Here is a 21367-nt window from a genome sequence, read left to right on the forward strand (position 1 = left end):
ACCCGATGCGGCCCCTGACAATGCGGGCGGCATGATACCGAAACCACTCAAGGCCCGGCAGATCCCCGATTGGCAACGGGCCCTGCAGGACAGCTTCACGCGTCCCCAGGACCTGCTCGATCACCTCGGGCTGAACGGCCGGGTGCCACTGCCGCCGGCGCGGATCCCCCCGCCGTTCCCGCTACGGGTGCCCCGGGCCTTTGTCGGGCGCATGCGTCCCGGCGACCCGAATGACCCGCTGTTTCTGCAGGTCTGGCCGCGCGCCGCCGAAGCCACGGTGGTGCCGGGCTTCGAGCGCGATGCGGTCGGCGACCTCGCACGCCTTCATGGTGAGGGCCTGATCCACAAGTACCAGGGTCGGGCGTTGGTCATCGCCACCGGCGCCTGTGCGGTGCACTGCCGCTACTGCTTCCGTCAGCACTTCCCCTACGGCGAGCAACGCGCTGCGCGCGACAGCTGGCGCACCCTGCTCGACCGAATTGCCGCAGACACCAGCCTGGAAGAGATCATCCTCTCCGGTGGCGACCCGCTGTCGCTGGCCGACGACAAGCTGGCGGCACTGGTGGCCGGACTCGAGGCCATTCCCCATGTACGACGCCTGCGTCTGCACACCCGTCAGCCGGTGGTCCTGCCGGAGCGAGTCGACGCCGCCCTGCTGGGCTGGCTGACCGCCACCCGCCTGCAAACGGTGGTGGTGCTGCACATCAACCATCCGCAGGAAATCGACGAGGCGCTACGGTCCGCCATCGGCCGGCTCCGCGAAACCGGCGCCACTCTGCTGAACCAGTCGGTATTGCTGCGCGGGGTCAACGACCATTCGGCGGTGCTGCGCGACCTTTCGGAAGCGCTGTTCGCCTGCGGCGTGCTGCCGTACTATCTTCACCTCCTTGACCGCGTGGCTGGCGCCGCGCATTTCGAAGTGCCCGAAGACGAGGCCCTGAGATTGATGCAACAGCTCAGCGCCAGCCTGCCGGGCTATCTGGTTCCCCGTCTGGCCCGCGAAGAGGCGGGCCAGCCTGCCAAGACGACCCTTGCATGGATGCCCACCCCGCCATCGATTCCCTCCTCCCCATGAACCTCGGCAACGGCGCAGTCATTCTGGTGATGGCAGAGGCGGAAAACACCGCCCGCCGGATCGAGAGCTATCTGCGCAACAGCGGACATCCGGTGCGCGTCGCCTGGATCCCCGACCTCGAGGACCTCGAAGACAGCCTGCGCCGGAGCGCGCCCAACCTGCTGCTGGTGGAACAGGCCTTGATCAAGTCCGAGTTCGCCAGCGTGGCCAAGTTGGGCCAACGTTGGGCGCCGGACCTGCCAATCCTGCTGCTGGCCGAGCAGATCAGCCTGGAAATGACCGCAGCCGCCATCGCGCTCGGTGCCCAGGACGTCGTATGTGCCAGCGATGACGACCTGATGCTGCGGCACCTGCAACTGCTGTGCATGCGCGAATTCACCCACCATCATCACCTGCATGAACTCCGGCAGCTGCGCCGGCGCATGCAGAGCTTCGAGGTGCGCCACCAGCAACTGCTGGCCGACACCCAGGACGCCATCGTCCACCTGCACGACGGCATCATCACCCACTGCAACCCGGCCTTTGCCGAGAAACTGGGGCTGGATGACGCTTCGTCGTTGCTGGGCCAGACGCTGATGGACCTGGTAGTGCCCGAGCATCAATCCCGGGTCAAGGCGCACTTCAAGCGGCTCAACAAGCATCGGGGTGCGCTCGATGACGATGACCGGCATCTCGACTGCCAGCTGCGGCGCAGCGACGACCAGCCGGGGCCGGAGGTACACGCCGAACTCGATGAAAGCGAGGAAGACGGCGAGCCGATCATCACCCTGATGATCCGCGCCACGGTGGCGCCGGTCGTCGACGAACCGACGGCCCCGGCCGACGTGTTCCGCAGCCTCCGGGAACGACTGGCCGCACCGCGGACCAAGGACAGGCCGCTGGCGATTCTGGCGATCATGGTCGATGACTTCCGCGGCATGGAGTCACGTCTGGGGCATCTTGATGCCGGCGAAGCCGCCGACCGGGTCCACGACTGGCTGACCGAGAGCGCGATGACCAGTGCCGACCGACTGTTCCGCACCGGGGTCCACGAATGGGTGGCGCTGACCAGCCGCAACGACACCCGCGACATCGTCCGCCACGCCGAAGACATCGCCGAACGGGTGCAACGCCAGGTGTTCACCACCAGCGGCCATGAAGCCCACCTCAGCCTGACCGTCGCCGGTTACCCGCTGGCGGTCAGCGAATCGGCCACCGCGGCGATGGGCCGGATTGTCGACGAGGCGCGGGAGCGCTCGGCCAAGGGCGGCCGCCAGGCGGTGGTGCTGGGCCCGACGGCGCTGGCCTCCCGGCAGGTACAGGCGATCCGCGAGCAGGCCGAAACCGTGCGCGCTGCACTCGCCGACAACCGCATGAAACTGGCCTACCAGTCGATCGCCAGCCTCGAGGGCGATGCCCGCCAGCACTTCGACGTGCTGCTTCGCATGATCACCCCGGAAGGCGAGGAACAACATGCCTCTGCCTTCATCGGTGCGGCACAGCAGTTCGGCCTGATGGCCGCCATTGACCGCTGGGTCATCGAGCGCGCCCTGCACATGCAGAGCAAGCGCAAGGGCGCCGACGTCCACTCCAGCCTGTTCGTGAAAATTTCCGAGCAGTCGGTGAAGGAAGCGGACAGCTTCATTACCTGGTTCACCGCGCTGGTGGCGCAACGCCCGTTGCAGCCGCACGAACTGATCTTCGAGTTCCAGGAAGTGAACGTGCAGAGCCACATCCGCAAGGCCCGCCAGCTGGCCGAGGCGGTGCTACCGCTGGGAGTGGAGGTGGCCATCGAGCATTTCGGCATCGGCGCCCACTCCGCACAGCTGGTCGAACATCTGCCGGTGCGCTACCTCAAGTTCCACCCGGTCTTCACCCAGGAATTCGACAACCGCGACCGGCTGTCGCGCATGAGTGAACTGATGGATGTCGCCAAGAAGAACAAGATCAAGACCATCGTCAGCCATGTCGAGAACGCCCAGGCCATGGCCAAGCTCTGGCAGCTCGGGGTGAACTTCATCCAGGGCTATTCCGTGCAGGAACCGGAAGTGGTCCTGCTGGCCGCCGATCTCCGGCCCTGAAGCGACCGCACCGCATGCCGAACCTGCGCAACGTGCTGCTGCCGCAGCGAGTCCTGGCCGCCGCGCTGGCGCTCGCGGCCCTGGTGGTGGCCACCGCCATCACCCTCGCCACCGGCCAACCCGCGGTGGGCATTGGCCTGGCGATTGACGGCGAACAGGTGGTCATCGCCACGGCTCCCGATGAGATGGACCTGCCCCCCGGCACCCCGGTCGTCGCCCTCCAGGGCCATGGTCGGCGCCTGCCGCTGGCACCGGTGGACCTGACGCCGGAACCGGACATGGCCTTCACCCGCTATTCCGACATGGACGTCTTCTTCGACCGCCAGCGCGGCCACGCCGCCCTGCAGCAGGCCGCCGATGCCGCCCTGGTGCTCGCCGACGGCCGCGAGGTGCCGCTGTCAGGCGAGGGGCGTCGCCCACTCGGTGATCTGCCCTTCGTGTTCTGGTTCCAGATCCTCTGCGCCGTGGGCGGCCTGCTGGCCGGAGCCAGCGTATTGGCTTTTCGCTGGCAGGACCCCACCACCCGCTACTACGCACTGACCGGCGTCGGCATGCTGATGTTTGCCAGCAGTGCCGCCATCTACAGCACCCGTGAGTTGGCCATCGACGGCACCCTGTTCATGGCGCTGTCATCGATCAACGAATTCGGTGCACTGCTGTTCTGCGGTGGTCTGATCGCGGTGCTCTGGTACTACCCGACCCGGCTGGCGGCCTTCAATGCCGGCCCCTGGATCATCGCGGCCTATGTCGGCTTCGGGCTGTCGATTCCGCTGCGGCTCCACGACTCGGTGGAAGCGCTGGCGCATCTGCCGATCAGCCTCGGCTACCTGTCGACCTACGGCCTGGCCGCCGTGCAATGGTGGCGCACCCGCGGCGATCCGTTCCAGCGAGCCGCGTTGCGCGCCTTCCTGCTGGCCTGGCTGTTCGGTAGCGGCGCCTTTGTTGCGGTCATGGTGCTGCCGGCGATGGCAGGGATCGACAACGGCGCCATCCAGGGCTACGCCTTCGGCTTCTTCCTGCTGATCTACGCCGGCATCGCGGTCGGGGTGCTGCGCTACCAACTGTTCCGACTTGATCGCTGGTGGTTCGCCGCCTGGGGCCTGTTCTTCGGCGGCCTCGGCGTCATCGCACTTGACCTGCTGTTCGTCTACCTGCTGCGCATCGACGGCCGAACCTCGCTACTGGTATCGCTGGCGATTGCCGGCTGGCTCTACTTTCCGCTGCGGCAATGGCTGTGGGGGCTGTTCAACCGTCGTCGCGTTCGTGCCCACGCGCCGGCCCTGGTGGGTCTGGTTACCGATGCCCTGTCCGACCGCGACCAACCGGCAGCCGATGCCTGGAAAGCGCTGCTGGGCGCCGTGTTTTCCCCCCTGTCGACCAGCACCGCCACGGTTGAGACCGACGCCATCATCGACAGCGGCCTGTCGCTGGAGGTGGCGCCGGCCAGCACCACCCTGCCCGGCATGCGCCTGCAGTACGCCGAGCGCGGGCAGCGCCTGTTTCAGTCGGAAGACCTGCGCCTGCTGGCGGAACTGCGCCGCCTGTTCGACCAGATTCGCCGTTACCGTGGTCTGCTGGAGGAGGGCGTGCAACGCGAACGGGACCGGGTGGCGCGCGACCTGCATGACGACGTCGGCGCCCGCCTGCTCACGCTCAGCCACCAATTGCCCGGGGAGCATGCCGAGCAGGCCCGGCGGGCACTGGAGGAATTGCGGGCGGTGGTCTACAGCATGCAGACGCCGTCAACCCCCTTTGATGCCCTGCTCGGCCAGTGGCGTGCCGAGGTGGCCGAGCGCTGTGAGGCAGCCGAGGTCGCCCTGACATGGACGGTTTCGGGCCCTGTGCCCGACCACGTTCTCGGCGGCGGCGCGGTGTTGGCGCTGTCGCGGGTGCTGCGCGAATGTGTCAGCAATGCGCTGCGACATTGTCCACAGGCACCGGAACTGACGGTCGATCTGAGCTGCAGCGAGACCCGGCTGACGGTGGTCGTGACCCATGCCTACGAAGGCCCGGCCACGACGACCTGGCAGCCCTCGGTCGGACTCAACAACCTGCATGAACGTCTGCGCCAGATGTCAGGACACATCGAATGGCTGGCCGATGACGGTCGCGGCCGACTGAGCGCTCGTTGGCAGGTGCCCTGGGGACAGCTACTCGCCCTGGACTGATGAGCGCCTCTGAGGCTGCGCCCGGACCCCGCAAGCACATACCCGCGCCGCTCAGTAGCAATGCAGCGCTGAATCGGCCCCCACCGAGATCTGCACGCAACGCAACGTGATCGCCTGTCCGCCCTGCAGGAATTGCTCGACCGCCACCGCTAACGCCGCGTCCTGATCGTCTTCCGGCAACGGGTCGGTGGGCGGCGAAGGTTGAACCAGCAGCAGCTCTGCCGGCTGGTTGCCGGGGCGGCAGAGGTCGATCAGCGGCGGCGTGCGGGCCGCCTCCCCTTGCGGCCAGACGGCAGCGAACCCGGCCACCCGGAAACAGGCGCGCTCGGCATAACTCTGGGGCAAGCGATCAGCACCGTAGTAAATGGCAGCGGGCGCCGCATGTAGGGCCCGATCGGTCCCGAGTTCGACAATCATCGCGCCCGGCGGCTGGGTGCGCACGATGGCCCCCACCGGCCGACCCGGCAGCACCGCGCAGCCAGCCAGCAGCAACGAAATTCCGCCCCACATCCCCAGATGCCGTGCCATACCGCCCCCCTGATTGCCGACGTCCCCGTGACCCAGCATGGCACGGCTGGATGACAGGCAAGCAATCTGCAGGCCAGCAGCCGGGTCGCAGAGTCAGAGGGACGGAACCCTTGTCATTGCGAACCCGCAATGCGGGTGTGGCAATTTCGTCACGATGGCAGCGCCGGCCGGACGAGATCGCCGCGGGGCTGCGCCCCTCGCGATGACAGAAAGTTTGGCTGCGCCCCTCGCGATGACAGGAAGGTTGGATGCGCCCCTCGCGATGACAGGAAGTTAGGTTGCGCCCCTCCGATGACAGGAAGTTAGGCGGCGCCCTCCGCGATGACGGTTCCTTTCCCTGTCATTGCGAGCCCGCGTAGCGGGCGTGGCAATCTCGGCCGGCGTGCACTGCCTTGAATAGGCGTTGGGCCCCGTTCCCCCACCCGCGAACAGAGCTCGCTACACGGCGGTGTTCGCGCGCTGCAGAGCCGCGATGCGGACATCCAGCGGCGGGTGGGTGGCGAACCACTTGCGGGCACCGCTGGAGATGCCGAAGGCGGACATCTGCTCGGGCAGCGTCGACGCACCGTGAGCGCTCTTCAGCTTCTCCAGTGCTGCAATCATCTTGCGCCGACCGGCCAGGTGGGCACCGCCGGCATCGGCGCGAAACTCCCGCTGCCGCGAGAACCAGGCAACGATGGTCGAGGCAAGAATGCCGAACACCACCTGCAGCACCAGCACCGAGATGAAGTAGCCGGGGCCATAGCCGCGCTCGGTCTTGAACACGGCACGGTCGAGCACGTGGCCGATCACCCGCGACAGGAACATCACGAAGGTGTTCACCACGCCCTGGATCAAGGTGAGGGTAATCATGTCGCCATTGGCGACGTGTGAGACTTCATGCGCCAGCACGGCTTCAACTTCGTCCTGATTCATGTGCCGCATCAGGCCGGTAGAGACGGCGACCAGCGCCTTGTTCTTGTTGGCACCGGTGGCGAAGGCGTTGGGCTCCGGGGCGTCATACACGGCGACGTCCGGCATGCCGATGCCGGCTGCCTGCGCCTGCCGCCGCACGGTATTGAGCAGCCACATCTCCATGCTGTTGCGCGGCTCCTTGATGACCTGGGCACCGGTGCTGCGCAGCGCGATCCATTTCGACATCAGCAGCGAGATGAAGGAGCCCCCCATACCGAAGATGGCGCAGAACACCAGCAACTGGTTGAGGTTGAGCGAGCCGTCGGCTTCGAGGAAGCGGTCAACGCCGAGCAGGCGGGCCACCACCGACAACACCAGAATGACCGCGATGTTGGTGGCGAGGAACAGGGCAATACGTTTCATGGGTGTCGATCAGTCAGTACGTCCGGATGGACGGAAATACTATTGGGTCTGGAGGCCGGGAACTCAAGCTGCATTAACAACACTGCCAGCCGGACGAGATTGCCACGCCCGCGCTGCGGGCTCGCAATGACAACAATAAGGGTGTCATCGCGAGGGGCGCAGCCCCGCGGCGATCTCATTGATGTGGGCACTGCCAAAGGGTGTCATCGCGAGGGGCGCAGCCCCGCGGCGATCTCGTTGATGTGGGCACTGCCAACCGGACGCGTTTGCCGCGCCCGCATTACGGGCTCGCAATGACGCCTCACGCGCCCTCCGGCGCCATCTGGTCCACCCGCTGGAACCCCCGCGGCAGATGCGAGCCGCGACTGGCCCGCGCGCCGGTGTATCCGGCAAGATCGGACGGTTTGAGGGTCAGCGTACGCTTGCCACAGACCAGCGCCAGCGGGGTATCCGGCGGCAGCACGCAGCTGGCGAGGATGCGGTCCTGGCCCTTGAGGCTGATCAGCTTGTTGCCCTTGCCCTTGGCCAGTTCCGGCAGTTCGGCCACCGGGAACAGCAGCAGGCGACCTTCGGCGGTGGTCAGTGCGACCTGGGCGTCATCGCCGGTCAGTTTCGACGGTCGCAACAGGCCGGCACCCGCCCCGATGGTGACGGCGGCCTTGCCGGCGCGGTTGCGGCCCTGCAGGGCCTCCAGCCGCACCACGAAGCCGTAGCCTTCGGTGGAACCGACAACATAGCGGTCGCTGGCATCGCCCAACATCATCGCGACGATCTTGCCGCCGTCCTGCAGGTCCAGCCGGGTGGTCACCGGCTCGCCCTGGCTGCGCGCGGACGGCAGTTCGCGCGGGTTGAGGGTGTAGGCGCGCCCGTGGTCGTCGAGCAGGATCAACAACTGGTTGGTCTTGCCGGTGCAGTGCAGGCCGTACTCGTCGCCGGCCTTGTAGGACAGGGTTTCGGGATCGAGATCATGACCCTTGCCAGCGCGGATCCAGCCGGCCTTCGACAGCACCACGGTGATCGGCTCGGCCGGCAGGATGGTTTCGGCCGACATCGCCTGTGCCGGCGGCGCGGCGTTGATCGCGCAACGGCGATCATCACCGTACTTCTCGGCATCCTCGCGAATCTCCTGACCGATCAGCTTCTTCAGTGCGGCGTCATCGCCCAGCAGCCGCTCCAGCTCGGCGCGTTCCACGGCCAGGGCATCCTGCTCGCCCTTGATCTTCATCTCTTCCAGCCGCGCCAACTGCCGCAACTTGGTGTCGAGAATGTAGTCGGCCTGGCGTTCGGACAAGGCGAAGGTGCGCATCAGCACCGCCTTCGGCTCGTCCTCCTGGCGGATGATGCGGATCACCTCATCGAGGTTGAGGAAGGCGATCAGCAGGCCTTCCAACAGGTGCAGGCGATCGTTGACCTTGGCCAACCGGTGGTTGAGCCGGCGGGTGACGGTGGCAAAGCGGTAGTCCAGCCACTCGACCAGGATTTCCCGCAGGTTCTTCACCTTGGGCCGGCCGTCGAGGCCGATCATGTTGAGGTTGACCCGATAGCTCTTCTCGAGGTCGGTGGTGGCGAACAGGTGGGTCATCAACTGCGTCGCATCGACCCGGTTGGAACGCGGGACGATGACGATGCGCACCGGACTCTCATGGTCCGACTCGTCGCGCAGATCCTCCACCAGCGGCAGCTTCTTGGCGCGCATCTGGTCGGCGATCTGTTCCTGCACCCGCGACCCGGAAACCTGATGCGGCAGCGCGGTGATGATGATGTGGCCGGTGTCGGCCTCGCGTTCCCACACCGCCCGCGCCCGCACCTGGCCAAGGCCGGTACGGTAGAGCTTGAGCAGGTCGGCCGACTCCGAAACGATCTCGCAGCCGGTCGGGTAGTCCGGCGCCGGCACGAAGCCCATCAGGGTTTCGATCTCCGCCCCCGGGTGCTTCAGCAGATGAATGCAAGCCTTGGCCAGCTCGCGCAGGTTGTGCGGCGGGATGTCGGTGGCCATGCCGACGGCAATACCGGTGGTGCCGTTGACCAGAATGTTGGGCAGGCGCGCCGGCAACAGCTTCGGCTCGTCCATGGTGCCGTCGAAGTTGGGCACCCAGTCGGCGGTGCCGTTGCCGAGCTCGGTCAGCAGGGTGGCCGCATAGGCGGTCAGCCGCGACTCGGTGTAGCGCATCGCGGCAAAGCTCTTGGGGTCGTCCGGCGAGCCCCAGTTGCCCTGCCCGTCCACCAGCGGATAGCGGTAGGCGAAGGGCTGCGCCATGGTCACCATCGCCTCGTAACAGGCGGAGTCACCGTGCGGGTGGAACTTGCCGAGCACGTCCCCGACGGTGCGTGCCGACTTCTTGTACTTGGCGCCGGCCGCCAACCCCAGTTCGCTCATGGCGTAGACGATGCGCCGCTGCACCGGCTTCAGGCCATCGGCCACGTGCGGCAGGGCGCGGTCCAGCACCACGTACATGGAGTAGTCGAGGTAGGCCTTCTCGGCGAAGACGCTCAGCGGCAGGCGTTCGGTTTCGATGATGTCGGTCATGGGTTCAGATCTCCGCCCGGTTGCCTTCGCGTTCCAGCCATTCCTTGCGGTCGCCAGCGCGTTTCTTGTTGAGCAGCATGTCGACGATCTGGTCGGACTGGCCCTCGTCGAGGGTCAGCTGCACCAGCCGCCGGGTATCCCGCGCCATGGTGGTCTCGCGCAACTGCAGCGGGTTCATTTCGCCCAGGCCCTTGAAGCGGGTGACGCTGAGCTTGGTGCGCGGCTGCTCCGCCTGCAGGCGGTCGAGAATGCCGTCGCGCTCGCCGGCATCCAGCGCATAGAACACCTGCTTGCCGGCATCCACCCGGTACAGCGGCGGCATCGCGATGTAGATATGGCCGGCATCCACCAGCGGCCGGTAGTGGCGCAGGAACAGCGCGCACAGCAGTGTGGCGATGTGCAGACCGTCGGAGTCGGCATCGGCCAGCACACAGATCTTGCCGTAGCGCAGCTGCGACAGGTCGGCACTGCCGGGGTCGACGCCAATGGCCACCGAGATGTCGTGGATCTCCTGGCTGGCCAAGGCCTCGCCAGCGTCGCATTCCCAGGTGTTGAGAATCTTGCCGCGCAGCGGCATCACGGCCTGAGTATCGCGATCGCGCGCCTGTTTGGCGGAGCCACCGGCGGAATCACCTTCCACCAGAAACAGCTCGGTCTGGTTGAGGTCGGTGGAGACGCAGTCGGCCAGCTTGCCGGGCAGCGCCGGGCCGCTGGTGATCTTCTTGCGCACCACCTGCCGGCTCTGCTTGAGGCGGGCGGCGGCATTGGCAATCACCCACTGGGCGATCTGCTCGCCTTCGTTGGGATGCTGGTTCAGCCACAGACCGAAGGCATCGTGGATGACGCCGGAGACGAAGGCGGCGGTCTCCCGCGATGACAGTCGCTCCTTGGTCTGGCCGGCGAACTGCGGGTCGTGCATCTTGGTCGACAGCACGTACTGGCAGCCTGCCCAGACATCGTCCGGGGTCAGCTTGAGGCCGCGCGGCAACAGGTTGCGAAACTCGCAGAATTCGCGCAGCGCCTCGGTCAGCCCGGTGCGCAGCCCGTTGACGTGGGTGCCGCCCTGGGCAGTGGGAATCAGGTTGACGTAGCTCTCGGCCACCGCCTCGCCGACTCCCTGGGTCCACACCAGCGCCCATTCGGCCTCTTCGCGCTTGGCCTTGAGGCTGCCGGTGAAGGGCTCGGCCGGCAGCGTCTCGGCACCCTGCAGGGCATCTTTCAGGTAATCCACCAGGCCGTTTTCGTATTGCCAGACGGTCTGTTCATTGTGGGTCCGGTCATCCAGCACCACCTTCAGGTTCGGACACAGCACCGCCTTGGCACGCAGCACCTGCTTGAGCCGCGGCAGGCTGAACTTGGGGCTGTCGAAATATTTGGGGTCAGGCCAGAAACGCAGCGTGGTGCCGGTGCGACGCTGGCCGACGGTGCCGACCTCGGCCAGTTCTTCCGCCTTGTGACCGTCGGCAAAGCCGATGGCCCACTGCTTGCCAGCGCGGAACACGTTGACCGTCATCCGCGTCGACAGCGCGTTGACCACTGACACCCCCACCCCGTGCAGACCGCCGGAGAAGGTGTACATCTTGTTGGAGAACTTGGCGCCGGAATGCAGCTTGGTGAGGATCAGCTCGACCCCACTGACCTGATGTTCCGGGTGGATGTCCACCGGCATCCCGCGGCCATCGTCGGCCACTTCCAGCGAGCCGTCGTCGAACAGGGTGACGGTGATGGTCTTGCAATGACCGGCAAGGGCCTCGTCGACCGCGTTGTCGATGACCTCCTGCGCCAGATGGTTCGGACGCTGGGTATCCGTGTACATCCCCGGGCGCTTCCGGACAGGGTCCAAACCCTGAAGAACTTCAATGGCTTGCGCGCTATAGTTGGAATTGTCGGTCATGCTCGGCGGCTGAAAATCGGGGCGGGCGGAGGCTACGGGATGGCGCCCCGGCAGGCAAGCCGCTACCCCCGGAACGCTTGCCGCAACCGGCGGCGGGGTCTAGGGTAGTCCTACGCACAGCGCCGTGTCGGTCGCGCATGCGCCCGCACCCGCTGACGGTCACCCCAAGCCGGCGGCGGCGGTTGCCGGCCTGCAAGGAGGTCAGAGATGAACCACCATGCTCGCGCCAGCGTTTCCCACGGCCGCACCGGAGCCACCCGGTCCCGACCGGCCGACCCTGCCGACGCCACCCTCGACCGGCTGCTGGAACGTGCCGGCATCCGCCTGAACGGCCCGCGCCCCTGGGACCTGCAGATCCACCACCGGCAGACCGCCCGGCGCATCCTCGCCCAGGGCAGCCTCGGGCTCGGCGAGAGCTACATGGACGGCTGGTGGGATGCCGAACAGCTCGACACCCTGATCTTCCGCCTGTTGTCGGCGCGGCTGGACCAGGCCGTGCGCACCCCGGCGCTGGCCTGGGCCGGGCTGCGGGCACGGCTGTTCAACCTGCAGAACGAGGCCCGCGCCTGGATGGTCGGCCAGCAGCACTATGACCTCGGCAACGACTTCTTCGCCGCCATGCTCGACCCGTCCATGGCCTATTCATGCGGCTACTGGGCCGATGCCGACACCCTCGCGGATGCCCAGTTCGCCAAGCTCGATCTGGTTTGCCGCAAGCTCGGCCTGCAGCCCGGCATGCGGTTGCTCGACATCGGCTGCGGCTGGGGCAGCCTGATGCGCCACGCCGCCGAACACTACGGGGTGGAATGCCTGGGCCTGACTGTCTCGCGCGAGCAGGCCGCTTACGGCGCCGAACGCTGCGCCCAACTGCCGGTGCGGTTCGAACTGGCGGACTACCGCAGCTTCAACCCGGACGGCCGGCAGCGCTTCGACCGCATCGCCTCCATCGGCATGTTCGAGCACGTTGGCAGCAAGAACTATCCGGCCTTCTTCGCGGTGGCAGAGCGCAGCCTGCGGGAAGACGGGCTGATGCTGCTGCACACCATCGGCAAGACCCACCACCGTGACACCACCGACCCCTGGATCGACCGCTACATCTTCCGCAACGGCCAGTTGCCACTGCTGGGACAGATCAGCGATGCCGCCGATCCCCACTTCGTGATCGAGGATGTCCACAATTTCGGCGCCGACTATGACCGCACCCTGCGGGCCTGGCATCGAAACTTCCAGCAGCATTGGCCGCGCTTCGCCGAGCGCCACGGCGATCGTTTCCGGCGGATGTGGCGCTACTACCTGCTGGCCTGTGCCGGCGCCTTCCGCGCCCGCACGCTACAGCTTTGGCAGCTGGTGCTGGCCCCCGGCGGGCTGGCCGGCGGCTATCGACGTCCGATGGTCTGAATCTCGGCCGTTACACTACGGGCCTGGTGACGCGCCTGTGATCGCAGGCGTGCCGTCACGCCCTTTCCCCAGCCCGAGACCTCCATGGCGCGAAATCGCTCGCTGAACATCCGCATGGCGACCCATGCGGACATTCCGGCCATCCGCCGGCTCATGAAGAAGGCCTACCCGACCATGGGCGGCTACAGCCGCGACCAACTGCGCGGGCAGCTCAACCACTTCCCCGAAGGTCACATGGTGGCCGAGCTCGACGGGCACATTGCCGGCTACAGCGCCTCGATCATCGTCACCACTGACGAGGCCCTGCGGCCGCATACCTGGACCGAGATCACCGGCAACGGCTTCGGTTCCACCCACGACCCGGACGGTGACTACCTCTACGGCTACGAAGTGGCGGTGGACCCGGACTACCGCCAGCGGCGACTGGCCGAGCGGCTCTACTCGGCGCGCCGCAAGCTGTGCGTCAACCTCGGGCTGGAGGGCATCGTCTTCGGCGGCCGCCTGCCCGGTTATGCCCGCCGCGCCCGCAAGATCGGCGACCACGCCGCCTATTGCAGGGAAGTGCTCGAAGGCCGCCTGCGCGACTCCGTGATGAACTTCCAGCTACGCCAGGGCTTCGAGCTGATGGGCGTGCTGCCAGGCTACCTGACCTCCGACACCGACTCCGGCGGCAGCGCCACCCACATGCGCTGGCGCAACCCGCAGGCCCGCACCGATGTGGTACGCGCTCACTCGGCGCCGGACCGCGGCCCCTCCACCGTGCGCGTCGCCACCGTGCAGTACCTGCAGCGTGCCATCGGCTCGTTCGACGATTTCGCCGGCATCGTCCGCTACTTCGTCGATACCGTGTCCGACTACAAGTGCGACTTCGTGGTGTTCCCCGAATACTTCGCACTGCAGTTGCTGTCGATCGAGAATGCGCCGCTGAAGCCGCGCGAGGCGATTCTCAAGCTGGCCGAGTACAACGACCGGCTGGAAACGCTGTTCCACGACATGGCGCTGCGCTACAACGTCAACATCATTGCCGGCTCGCACCCGGCCATGCAGCCCGACGGACGGCTAATGAACCTGGCCCACGTGTTTCTACGCGACGGCTCGGTCTATGAACAGCCGAAGATTCACCCGACCCCGGCCGAGCGCTACTGGTGGCAGGTGGAAGGCGGTGACTATGTGCGCGCCATCCAGACCGACTGCGGCACCATCGGCGTGCTGGTCTGCTACGACAGCGAGTTCCCCGAGCTCACCCGCCACCTGGTCGACCAGGGCGCCGACATCCTGTTCGTGCCGTACTCCACCGAGGAGCGCAACGGCCACCTGCGGGTGCGCTACTGCGCCCATGCGCGGGCGGTGGAAAACCAGATCTACGTCGTCACCTCCGGCAACACCGGCAACCTGCCGCGGGTGCAGAACATGGACATCCACTACGCCCAGAGTGCCATCATCACGCCCTGTGACTTCCCGTTCGGCCGCGATGGCGTGGCCGCCGACACCACCCCCAACGTCGAGATGATCGCCTTCGCCGACCTCGACCTGGCGGCGCTGGCCACTGCACGCGCCCACGGGACGGTGCAGAATCTCAAGGACCGACGCCACGACCTCTACGCCGTGCAGTGGCGCGGCAAATCCGCACCCTGACGCCATGCCCAAGACCCTGCCCCCCGCCGAAGACCCCGTCAGCCAGTTCGAGGCCGCCATGAAGGAACTCGAAACCCTGGTCCAGCAACTGGAACAGGGCGACCTGCCGCTGGAAGCCTCGCTGTCGGTGTTCGAGCGCGGCGTGACGCTGGCGCAGCAGTGCCGGACCACCCTGGAGACCGCCACCCAGCGGGTGGAAAACGTGCTCGAGCGGACGACACCCGACGAATGAGCGACCTTTTCGACGCCGACCGTGCCCGGCTGGCGGCGCGGATGGCCGGCGTGTTGCCCACTGCCACCGCGCATCCCGCCCGGCTGCACACGGCGATGCGCTATGCCTGCGAGGGCGGTAAACGGCTTAGGGCATTGCTGGTCTACGGCACCGCGCGCGTGCTCGGGGTACCGCTGGACCAGGTCGATGGCTGTGCCTGCGCGGTCGAGCTGATCCATGCCTATTCACTGGTCCACGATGACCTGCCGGCGATGGACGACGACGACCTGCGACGCGGCCGGCCCACCGTGCACCGCCAGTACGACGAAGCCACGGCCATACTCGTCGGCGATGCCCTCGGCACCCTGGCTTTCGAGGTGCTGGCAACCGATGCGCGGGTGCCCGCGGCCCGCCGTGCAGCCTTGGTTGGTGCACTGGCACGGGCCTCCGGCTCGGTCGGCATGGTCGGCGGCCAGGCGCTGGATCTGGCAGCGGAGGGCGCCCGCGCCGGCAGCATTTCCGTGGCCGCCTTGCAGGACCTGCACCAACGCAAGACCGGGGCCCTGATCGCCGCCAGTGTCACCCTGCCGCGGCTGGTGGCCGAGCCGCCAGCCGTGATCGCCGAAGCGCTGGACCGCTGCGGCGATGCCCTCGGCCTCGCCTACCAGATCCAGGATGACATCCTCGACGTCGAGGCCAGCAGTGACGCCCTCGGCAAGACCGCCGGCAAGGACCAGCGCAACGGCAAGACCACCTACGTCAGCCTGCTGGGGCTGGCCGGCGCCCGCGCCGCGGCCGACGACACCTTTGCGCAGGCCCACCGCGCATTGGCCGAGGTGCCCAATGCCGCCCCCCTTACGGCCATGATCGACCTGATGGCCGCCCGGCAACATTAAGCGACAGTGCTGCGTAATGAGTGTCGAGTGCTGAGCAAGGCGACCGCCGTGGCACTGGCGTCCCATGATTTCCGAGTCCCCGAACCCGGCGCCACCAGGGCGCCCGCATTCGTCATAATGCCGACATGAGCGACATCCCCGGATATGCCCTGCTGGGCCGCGTCAACACCCCGGCCGACCTGCGCGCCCTGCGCGAAGACGAGCTGCCGGGCCTGGCGATCGAGCTGCGACGCCACCTGATTGAGACGCTCGGCCGTATCGGCGGGCACTTTGCCGCCAACCTTGGCACGGTGGAACTCACCATCGCCCTGCACCGTTGCTTCAACACGCCGGACGACCGCCTGGTCTGGGATGTGGGCCACCAGGCCTATCCGCACAAGATGCTCACCGGCCGCCGGGCCCGACTGGAAACCATCCGCCGGTACGAGGGCCTGGCCCCGTTCTGCCACCGCGATGAGAGCGAATACGACACCTTCGGGGTGGGCCACTCGTCCACCAGCATCTCTGCGGCCCTCGGCATGGCCGCCGCCGCCCGCATCAAGGGCGAGCACCGCCGGGCAGTGGCCATCATCGGCGATGGCGGCATGACCGCCGGCATGGCCTTCGAAGCGCTCAACCACGCCGGCCATACCGGCGAAGACCTGATCGTGGTCTACAACGACAACGACATGTCGATCTCCGAAAACGTCGGCGGCATGCGTAACCACACCGCCCGGCTGGTACAGAAACTGGGGCTGGTGGCACCTCACCTGCGGCGGCTACCGCAGGACAGCGAGGAGAACGTCGCCCATCTTGATGATCCCGGCGCCCTGTTCCGCACCCTCGGGCTTGACTACCACGGCCCCATCGACGGCCATGACCTGGGCCAGCTGACCGCTGCCTTCGACCGCCTGAAAACCCTGCGCGGTCCGCAGTTGCTGCACGTGCTCACCGTCAAGGGCAAGGGCTTCGACCCGGCAGAGCTCGATCCCATCAAATATCACGGGGTCACCCAGTTCGATCCGGTCACCGGCCAGTTCCCCAGCAAGAAGCCCGGCGGACGCCCGGCCTATACCCAGATCTTCGGCGACTGGCTGTGCGATCAGGCCAGCCGCGACCCGCAGGTAGTGGCGATCACCCCCGCCATGCGTGAAGGCTCCGGCCTGGTGCAGTTCGCAGAACGCTTCCCCGACCGCTACTTCGATGTCGGCATCGCCGAGCAACATGCGGTCACGCTCGCTGCCGGATTTGCCTGCGAAGGCCTCAAGCCGGTCTGCGCGATCTACTCGACCTTTCTCCAGCGCGGCTACGATCAACTGATCCACGACGTCGCCCTGCAGAACCTGCCGGTGCTGTTCGCCATCGATCGTGGCGGTCTGGTCGGTGCCGACGGCGCCACCCATCACGGCGCCTTCGACCTGTCCTACCTGCGCTGTATCCCCAACATGGTGGTGATGGCCCCCAGCGACGAAGTGGAATGCCAGCGCATGCTGCAGACCGGGCTCGGCCACACCGGCCCCAGCGCCGTCCGCTACCCGCGCGGCAACGGCCCTGGCCTGACGCTGGAGGCCGACCCCCGCCCGCTGACGCTCGGCAAGGGCCGCATCGTCCGCGAAGCGCTCGGCCGGCGGCGACCGCGGGTGGCCCTGCTCGCCTTCGGCTGCATGGTGGCACCGGCGCTGGAAGCCGCCGAAATCATCGACGCGGTGGTCGCCGACATGCGTTTCGTCAAGCCACTCGATACCGAGCTGATCCTCGACCTCGCACAGGAAAATGACCTGCTGGTCACGCTGGAGGACAACGTCCGCGCCGGTGGCGCCGGGTCAGCCGTCAACGAGGCGCTGGTCGCCCATCACCAGCAGGTGCCGGTCCTCAACCTGGGCCTGCCCGACCAGTTCGTCGAACACGGAACCCGCGAAGAGCTGATGGCCCAGTGGGGCCTCGATGGTGCCGGCATTCTTCGCAGCATCCAGAAGCGGCTGCGCGCCAAGGACCTCGACGAGAGCGCGTTGCGAAAATTGGGGTGAAAGCCGCCAGCGAGCAGTACTCGCTAGCGAGGGTCAACCCCACCGATGTTTCGAGCACTGCTCGCAGGTGGGGTGAACGCACCGACATGGAAGCCGGGGCCGGAGTGGATTAGCGCAGTGACGGTTCGCCATGATGGCCAGCGCCAAGGTGTATTCGCGGCACAATCCAACAGCGGTGTCGGCTCGCAGGACGGTACTTCGTCAATACGATTTCGTATGTCGGTTGCAGCGGTTTCGCTCTGCTGAGCGAGGCACCTTTCTTTGCTCGTGCAAAGAAGCCCCCGCACGACACGGAGCGTGCGCAGCACGGTGGAGCGGGAGTGCGGGTGCGTGGCTGCATTTTGCTTTGGGCCCGGGGGGCGGCGTCTGCCCCCGCACCCACGCTGCGCGGCACCGTGGGGCAGCCGCCCCCAAAGAAAGCACGCCCGGAGAGGGCGCCGGCTGCGCCGGTCCCCGGCCGATCTGCCGTGCTCGGGGCCGGTCTGAGACGACATCCTGTCGTCGCATCCCTCAGCCGGACATCGTGTCCGGCTGACCCGCTGTGCGCGCTGCGCTGCTCGGTCCACGCCAAGGGGCCCGAAAAGCGAAAAGCCCGCAGGCCGTGACGCTTTTGCGGTTGTTCCCGTTGAGGGCGCCGGACGGTCTGACGAGCGCAGGGGAGCGCGGGATACGATGTCCCGCTCAGGGCCGGCGCGGCAGGCGGCGCGGCAATCTCGTCCGGCCGGCATTGCCCTCGATCACGAGATCGCCACGGGGCTGCGCCCCTCGCGATGACAACCCCTTTCCCCGTCATTGCGAGCCCGCTCAGCGGGCGTGGCAATCTCGTCTGGCGGGCAGTACCCCGAATACGCGTTGGGTTGTGCCGCTAATACACCTCAGCGCTGGCCATCGTGGCGAACCGTCACTTCGCGAATCCACTCCGGCCCCGGCTTCCATGCCGGGTCGTTCAGCCCGCCAGCGAGCAGTGCTCGCTAAACGGCTGTTGTGCCGCTAATACACCTCAGCGCTGGCCATCGTGGCGAACCGTCACTTCGCGAATCCACTCCGGCCCCGGCTTCCATGCCGGGTCGTTCAGCCCGCCAGCGAGCAGTGCTCGCTAAACGGCGGGCTTCACCCACTTAAGCCGCTCTCTTAGGTACACCACCTCCCCCACGATCAACAGGCTGGCGCCGGTCACCTCGGCGCTGGCGACCTTGGCGGCGAGGGTGGCGAGGGTGCCGGTGATCACCTGTTGGGTGGGTTGTGTGCCCTCGACGACGAGGGCGCAGGGCCAGTCGTCCGGCAGACCGTGGGCGATGAAGGCGGCGCACAGCATCGGTAACGTCGACAGGCCCATGTAGACCACCACGGTCTGCCCGGGGCGCGCCAGCGTTGGCCATGGCAGGCTCAAGGCCCCATCGGCCCGCGCGTGGCCGGTTACGAAGATGCAGGTCTGGGCGTAGTCGCGGTGGGTCAGCGGGATGCCGGCGTAGGCGGCACAGCCGCTGGCGGCGGTGATGCCCGGCACCACCTGGAACGGAATGCCGTGGTCGGCCAGCCGCTCGATCTCTTCGCCCCCCCGGCCGAAGATGAACGGGTCGCCGCCCTTCAGCCGCAATACCCGCTTGCCGGCACTGGCGAGCCGCACCAGCTCTGCATTGATCTCGTCCTGCGGCACCGTGTGCTGGTGCTTCTTCTTGCCGACGAAGATGCGCTCGGCATCGCGCCGCACCAGGTCGAGAATGGCGGGCGCCACCAGGCGGTCGTAGAGCACCACGTCGCACTGCTGCATCAGCCGCAGGGCGCGAAAAGTGAGCAGGTCCGGGTCGCCCGGCCCTGCGCCGACCAGGTACACCTCACCGGTGGGGCTGTCGGCCTCGGCCACCAGGGCGTCGAGCACGGCACCGGCGGCTGTCAGATCACCGCGGTGTACGGCTTCGGGGCCGCGGCCATCGAGAAACCGTTCCCACAGGCGGCGGCGCACATCCACCCCCAATTTCGGTTTGAGCCGGGCCCGCGCCTCGCCCATGAACCGGGCCAGCGCGCCGAGGGTGGCCGGCAAGGTGGTTTCCAGCTGCTCGCGCAGTCGGCGTGCCAGCACCGGTGCACTGCCCGCTGAGCTGATGGCAATCAGCAGCGGGCTGCGGTCGATGATGGCAGGGGTGATGAAGCGACTGTGACGGGGATCGTCCACCACATTGACCCAGACACCGGCAGTCTCGGCGGCGGCGGCAACCGCGCGGTTGACGGCCATGTCATCGGTGGCCGCCACGCACAGGCGCATCCCCTCCAGATGGGCGGGCTCAAAGCCCTGGCCGATCACCTCGACGCCCTGCAGCGCAGCCAGTTCGGCATGGACCTCGGGCGCCACCACCCGCACCCGGGCACCGGCACGCACCAGCAGACGGGCCTTGCGCAAGGCCACTTCCCCCCCGCCCACCAGCAGCACGGGCTGGTCCTGAAGGCGAACGAACACGGGGAAATAGGGCCAGAACGACATCAGGGCTCCGGAATGCAGGGCGTCAGCCGCGGATGCTACCCCACCTCGACGCCGATGCCTGCCTATACTTTGAGAACCTGCGGGAATAACGAGGCGGTACAACCATGAAAATCCGTCAGCTGCACTACATCCATGAAGTCGCGCGCCGCGGCCTCAACATCACGGCGGCGGCCGAGGCCCTGTTCACCTCCCAGCCCGGCGTGTCCAAGCAGATCCGCCTGCTGGAGGAGGAGCTGGGGGTCGACATCTTCGTGCGCAACGGCAAACACCTGTCGGAGGTCACCCCGGCCGGCGCGCGTATCCTCGAATATGCGGCCCGGGTGCTGCACGAGGCGGAGAACATCAAGAACGTCGCCCACGAGTTCAAGGACACCGACCGCGGCGATCTCACCATTGCCACCACCCACACCCAGGCACGCTACGCGCTGCCGCCGGTGATCACCCGCTTCCGCAGCCAGTATCCGCGGGTGGCCCTGCACCTGCACCAGGGCTCGCCACCGCAGATCGCCAAGATGGCTGCCGAGGGTGAAACCGACTTCGCCATCGCCACCGAAGCGCTGGAGCACTTCGAACAACTGGTGATGCTGCCCTGCTATCGCTGGAACCGCTGCGTGCTGGTGCGCCCCGACCATCGGCTGGCCCGCGAGAGCCGCATCACCCTGCCGCGCCTGGCCGAGCATCCGCTGATCACCTACACCTTCGGCTTCACCGGCCGCTCCAAGCTGGACCAGGCCTTTGCCGCCCATGGCCTGCGCCATGACGTGGTGCTGACCGCGGTGGATGCCGACGTCATCAAGACCTACGTCCGCCTCGGGCTGGGCGTCGGCATCGTCGCCGAGATGGCCTGGGACCCGGAGGTCGACAAGGACCTGGTGTGCCTGCCCGCCGACCACCTGTTCGAGCCCAGCGTGACCCACATCGGATTCCGCCGCGGGCTGTTCCTGCGCGGCTACATGCTCGACTTCATTACCGCCTTTGCGCCGCACCTCACCCGCGAGATGGTGGAGTCGGTGGCCAGCATCGCCGATGCCGAGACCCGGGCAGCGGCGGCCGGCAAGCTGCTGCCGGAAACGCGGTAGCACCCGCCGGACGAGATTGCCGCGCCCGCTTCGCGGGCTCGCAATGACAGGGTATTGCTTGTCATCGCGAGGGGCGAAGGCTCATTTTCTGTCA

Annotated in this window: 14 protein-coding genes; 9 read left to right on the forward strand and 5 right to left on the reverse strand. The window is 67.2% G+C overall.

The features are described from left to right. Nucleotides 1-31 precede the first annotated feature (31 nt). From epmB to JN531_RS16455, 3 genes are read left to right on the forward strand one after another with little or no spacing between them, the layout of a single operon-like run. Entirely contained in the window at nt 32-1075 is a 1044-nt protein-coding gene (gene epmB, locus JN531_RS16445; RefSeq protein WP_228349935.1) for an EF-P beta-lysylation protein EpmB, read from the forward strand. Beyond that, on the forward strand, nt 1036-3135 hold the full coding sequence (locus JN531_RS16450) for an EAL domain-containing response regulator (RefSeq protein WP_228349936.1): 2100 nt from the start codon (nt 1036-1038) through the stop codon (nt 3133-3135). The genes epmB and JN531_RS16450 overlap by 40 nt, the downstream gene beginning before the upstream one ends. A 14-nt stretch (nt 3136-3149) precedes the next feature. Continuing rightward, complete coding sequence (locus tag JN531_RS16455) at nt 3150-5303, forward strand: sensor histidine kinase (RefSeq protein ID WP_228349937.1); 2154 nt, start codon at nt 3150-3152, stop codon at nt 5301-5303. A 51-nt stretch (nt 5304-5354) separates the two neighbouring features. Here JN531_RS16455 and JN531_RS16460 read toward each other — a convergent pair whose 3' ends face one another. The 4 genes from JN531_RS16460 to parE form a co-directional block, all read right to left on the reverse strand. Further along, nucleotides 5355-5870: a hypothetical protein gene (locus JN531_RS16460; protein WP_228349938.1), complete on the reverse strand. Its 516-nt coding sequence runs from the start codon at nt 5868-5870 to the stop codon at nt 5355-5357. A 399-nt stretch (nt 5871-6269) separates the two neighbouring features. Further along, complete coding sequence (gene htpX, locus JN531_RS16465) at nt 6270-7148, reverse strand: protease HtpX (protein WP_228349939.1); 879 nt, start codon at nt 7146-7148, stop codon at nt 6270-6272. 301 nt (nt 7149-7449) lie between these two features. Then, on the reverse strand, nt 7450-9675 hold the full coding sequence (gene parC, locus JN531_RS16470; protein ID WP_228349940.1) for a DNA topoisomerase IV subunit A: 2226 nt from the start codon (nt 9673-9675) through the stop codon (nt 7450-7452). Nucleotides 9676-9679: 4 nt separating this feature from the next. Further along, a complete protein-coding gene (gene parE / locus JN531_RS16475; protein ID WP_228349941.1) occupies nt 9680-11569 on the reverse strand; it encodes a DNA topoisomerase IV subunit B in 1890 nt (629 codons plus the stop codon). Between the two features lie 207 nt (nt 11570-11776). On the opposite strand from parE, the gene cfa reads away from it, so the two are divergent. From cfa to dxs, 5 genes are all read left to right on the forward strand, one after another. Then, complete coding sequence (gene cfa, locus JN531_RS16480; RefSeq protein WP_228349942.1) at nt 11777-12967, forward strand: cyclopropane fatty acyl phospholipid synthase; 1191 nt, start codon at nt 11777-11779, stop codon at nt 12965-12967. 84 nt (nt 12968-13051) lie between these two features. Then, nucleotides 13052-14602 carry a bifunctional GNAT family N-acetyltransferase/carbon-nitrogen hydrolase family protein gene (locus JN531_RS16485; RefSeq protein WP_228349943.1) on the forward strand — a complete coding sequence of 517 codons (1551 nt, stop codon included), beginning with the start codon at nt 13052-13054 and terminating at the stop codon, nt 14600-14602. Between the two features lie 4 nt (nt 14603-14606). After that, nucleotides 14607-14834, forward strand: coding sequence for an exodeoxyribonuclease VII small subunit (locus JN531_RS16490; RefSeq protein WP_228349944.1), 228 nt, complete (start codon nt 14607-14609; stop codon nt 14832-14834). Then, a complete protein-coding gene (locus JN531_RS16495; protein WP_228349945.1) occupies nt 14831-15709 on the forward strand; it encodes a polyprenyl synthetase family protein in 879 nt (292 codons plus the stop codon). Before JN531_RS16490 ends, JN531_RS16495 begins: the two co-directional genes overlap by 4 nt. Nucleotides 15710-15834: 125 nt before the next feature. Then, a complete protein-coding gene (dxs, locus tag JN531_RS16500; RefSeq protein WP_228349946.1) occupies nt 15835-17715 on the forward strand; it encodes a 1-deoxy-D-xylulose-5-phosphate synthase in 1881 nt (626 codons plus the stop codon). Nucleotides 17716-18811: 1096 nt separating this feature from the next. On the opposite strand, the gene cysG is transcribed toward dxs, so the two are convergent. Continuing rightward, nucleotides 18812-20194: a siroheme synthase CysG gene (gene cysG / locus JN531_RS16505; protein ID WP_228349947.1), complete on the reverse strand. Its 1383-nt coding sequence runs from the start codon at nt 20192-20194 to the stop codon at nt 18812-18814. Nucleotides 20195-20298: 104 nt separating this feature from the next. On the opposite strand from cysG, the gene cysB reads away from it, so the two are divergent. Continuing rightward, nucleotides 20299-21273, forward strand: a complete 975-nt coding sequence (gene cysB, locus JN531_RS16510) for an HTH-type transcriptional regulator CysB (protein WP_228349948.1) — start codon at nt 20299-20301, stop codon at nt 21271-21273. Nucleotides 21274-21367 lie beyond the last annotated feature (94 nt).

The organism is Flagellatimonas centrodinii (assembly GCF_016918765.2).
GTDB classification, from domain to species: Bacteria; Pseudomonadota; Gammaproteobacteria; order Nevskiales; family Nevskiaceae; genus Polycyclovorans; species Polycyclovorans centrodinii.

Bases quoted from the DNA above. Each gene is read 5' to 3' on its own strand.
- epmB (WP_228349935.1), top strand. From the start codon at position 32: ATGATACCGAAACCACTCAAGGCCCGGCAGATCCCCGATTGGCAACGG.
- JN531_RS16450 (WP_228349936.1), top strand. From the start codon at position 1,036: ATGGATGCCCACCCCGCCATCGATTCCCTCCTCCCCATGAACCTCGGC.
- JN531_RS16455 (WP_228349937.1), top strand. From the start codon at position 3,150: ATGCCGAACCTGCGCAACGTGCTGCTGCCGCAGCGAGTCCTGGCCGCC.
- JN531_RS16460 (WP_228349938.1), bottom strand. From the start codon at position 5,870: ATGCTGGGTCACGGGGACGTCGGCAATCAGGGGGGCGGTATGGCACGG.
- htpX (WP_228349939.1), bottom strand. From the start codon at position 7,148: ATGAAACGTATTGCCCTGTTCCTCGCCACCAACATCGCGGTCATTCTG.
- parC (WP_228349940.1), bottom strand. From the start codon at position 9,675: ATGACCGACATCATCGAAACCGAACGCCTGCCGCTGAGCGTCTTCGCC.
- parE (WP_228349941.1), bottom strand. From the start codon at position 11,569: ATGACCGACAATTCCAACTATAGCGCGCAAGCCATTGAAGTTCTTCAG.
- cfa (WP_228349942.1), top strand. From the start codon at position 11,777: ATGAACCACCATGCTCGCGCCAGCGTTTCCCACGGCCGCACCGGAGCC.
- JN531_RS16485 (WP_228349943.1), top strand. From the start codon at position 13,052: ATGGCGCGAAATCGCTCGCTGAACATCCGCATGGCGACCCATGCGGAC.
- JN531_RS16490 (WP_228349944.1), top strand. From the start codon at position 14,607: ATGCCCAAGACCCTGCCCCCCGCCGAAGACCCCGTCAGCCAGTTCGAG.
- JN531_RS16495 (WP_228349945.1), top strand. From the start codon at position 14,831: ATGAGCGACCTTTTCGACGCCGACCGTGCCCGGCTGGCGGCGCGGATG.
- dxs (WP_228349946.1), top strand. From the start codon at position 15,835: ATGAGCGACATCCCCGGATATGCCCTGCTGGGCCGCGTCAACACCCCG.
- cysG (WP_228349947.1), bottom strand. From the start codon at position 20,194: ATGTCGTTCTGGCCCTATTTCCCCGTGTTCGTTCGCCTTCAGGACCAG.
- cysB (WP_228349948.1), top strand. From the start codon at position 20,299: ATGAAAATCCGTCAGCTGCACTACATCCATGAAGTCGCGCGCCGCGGC.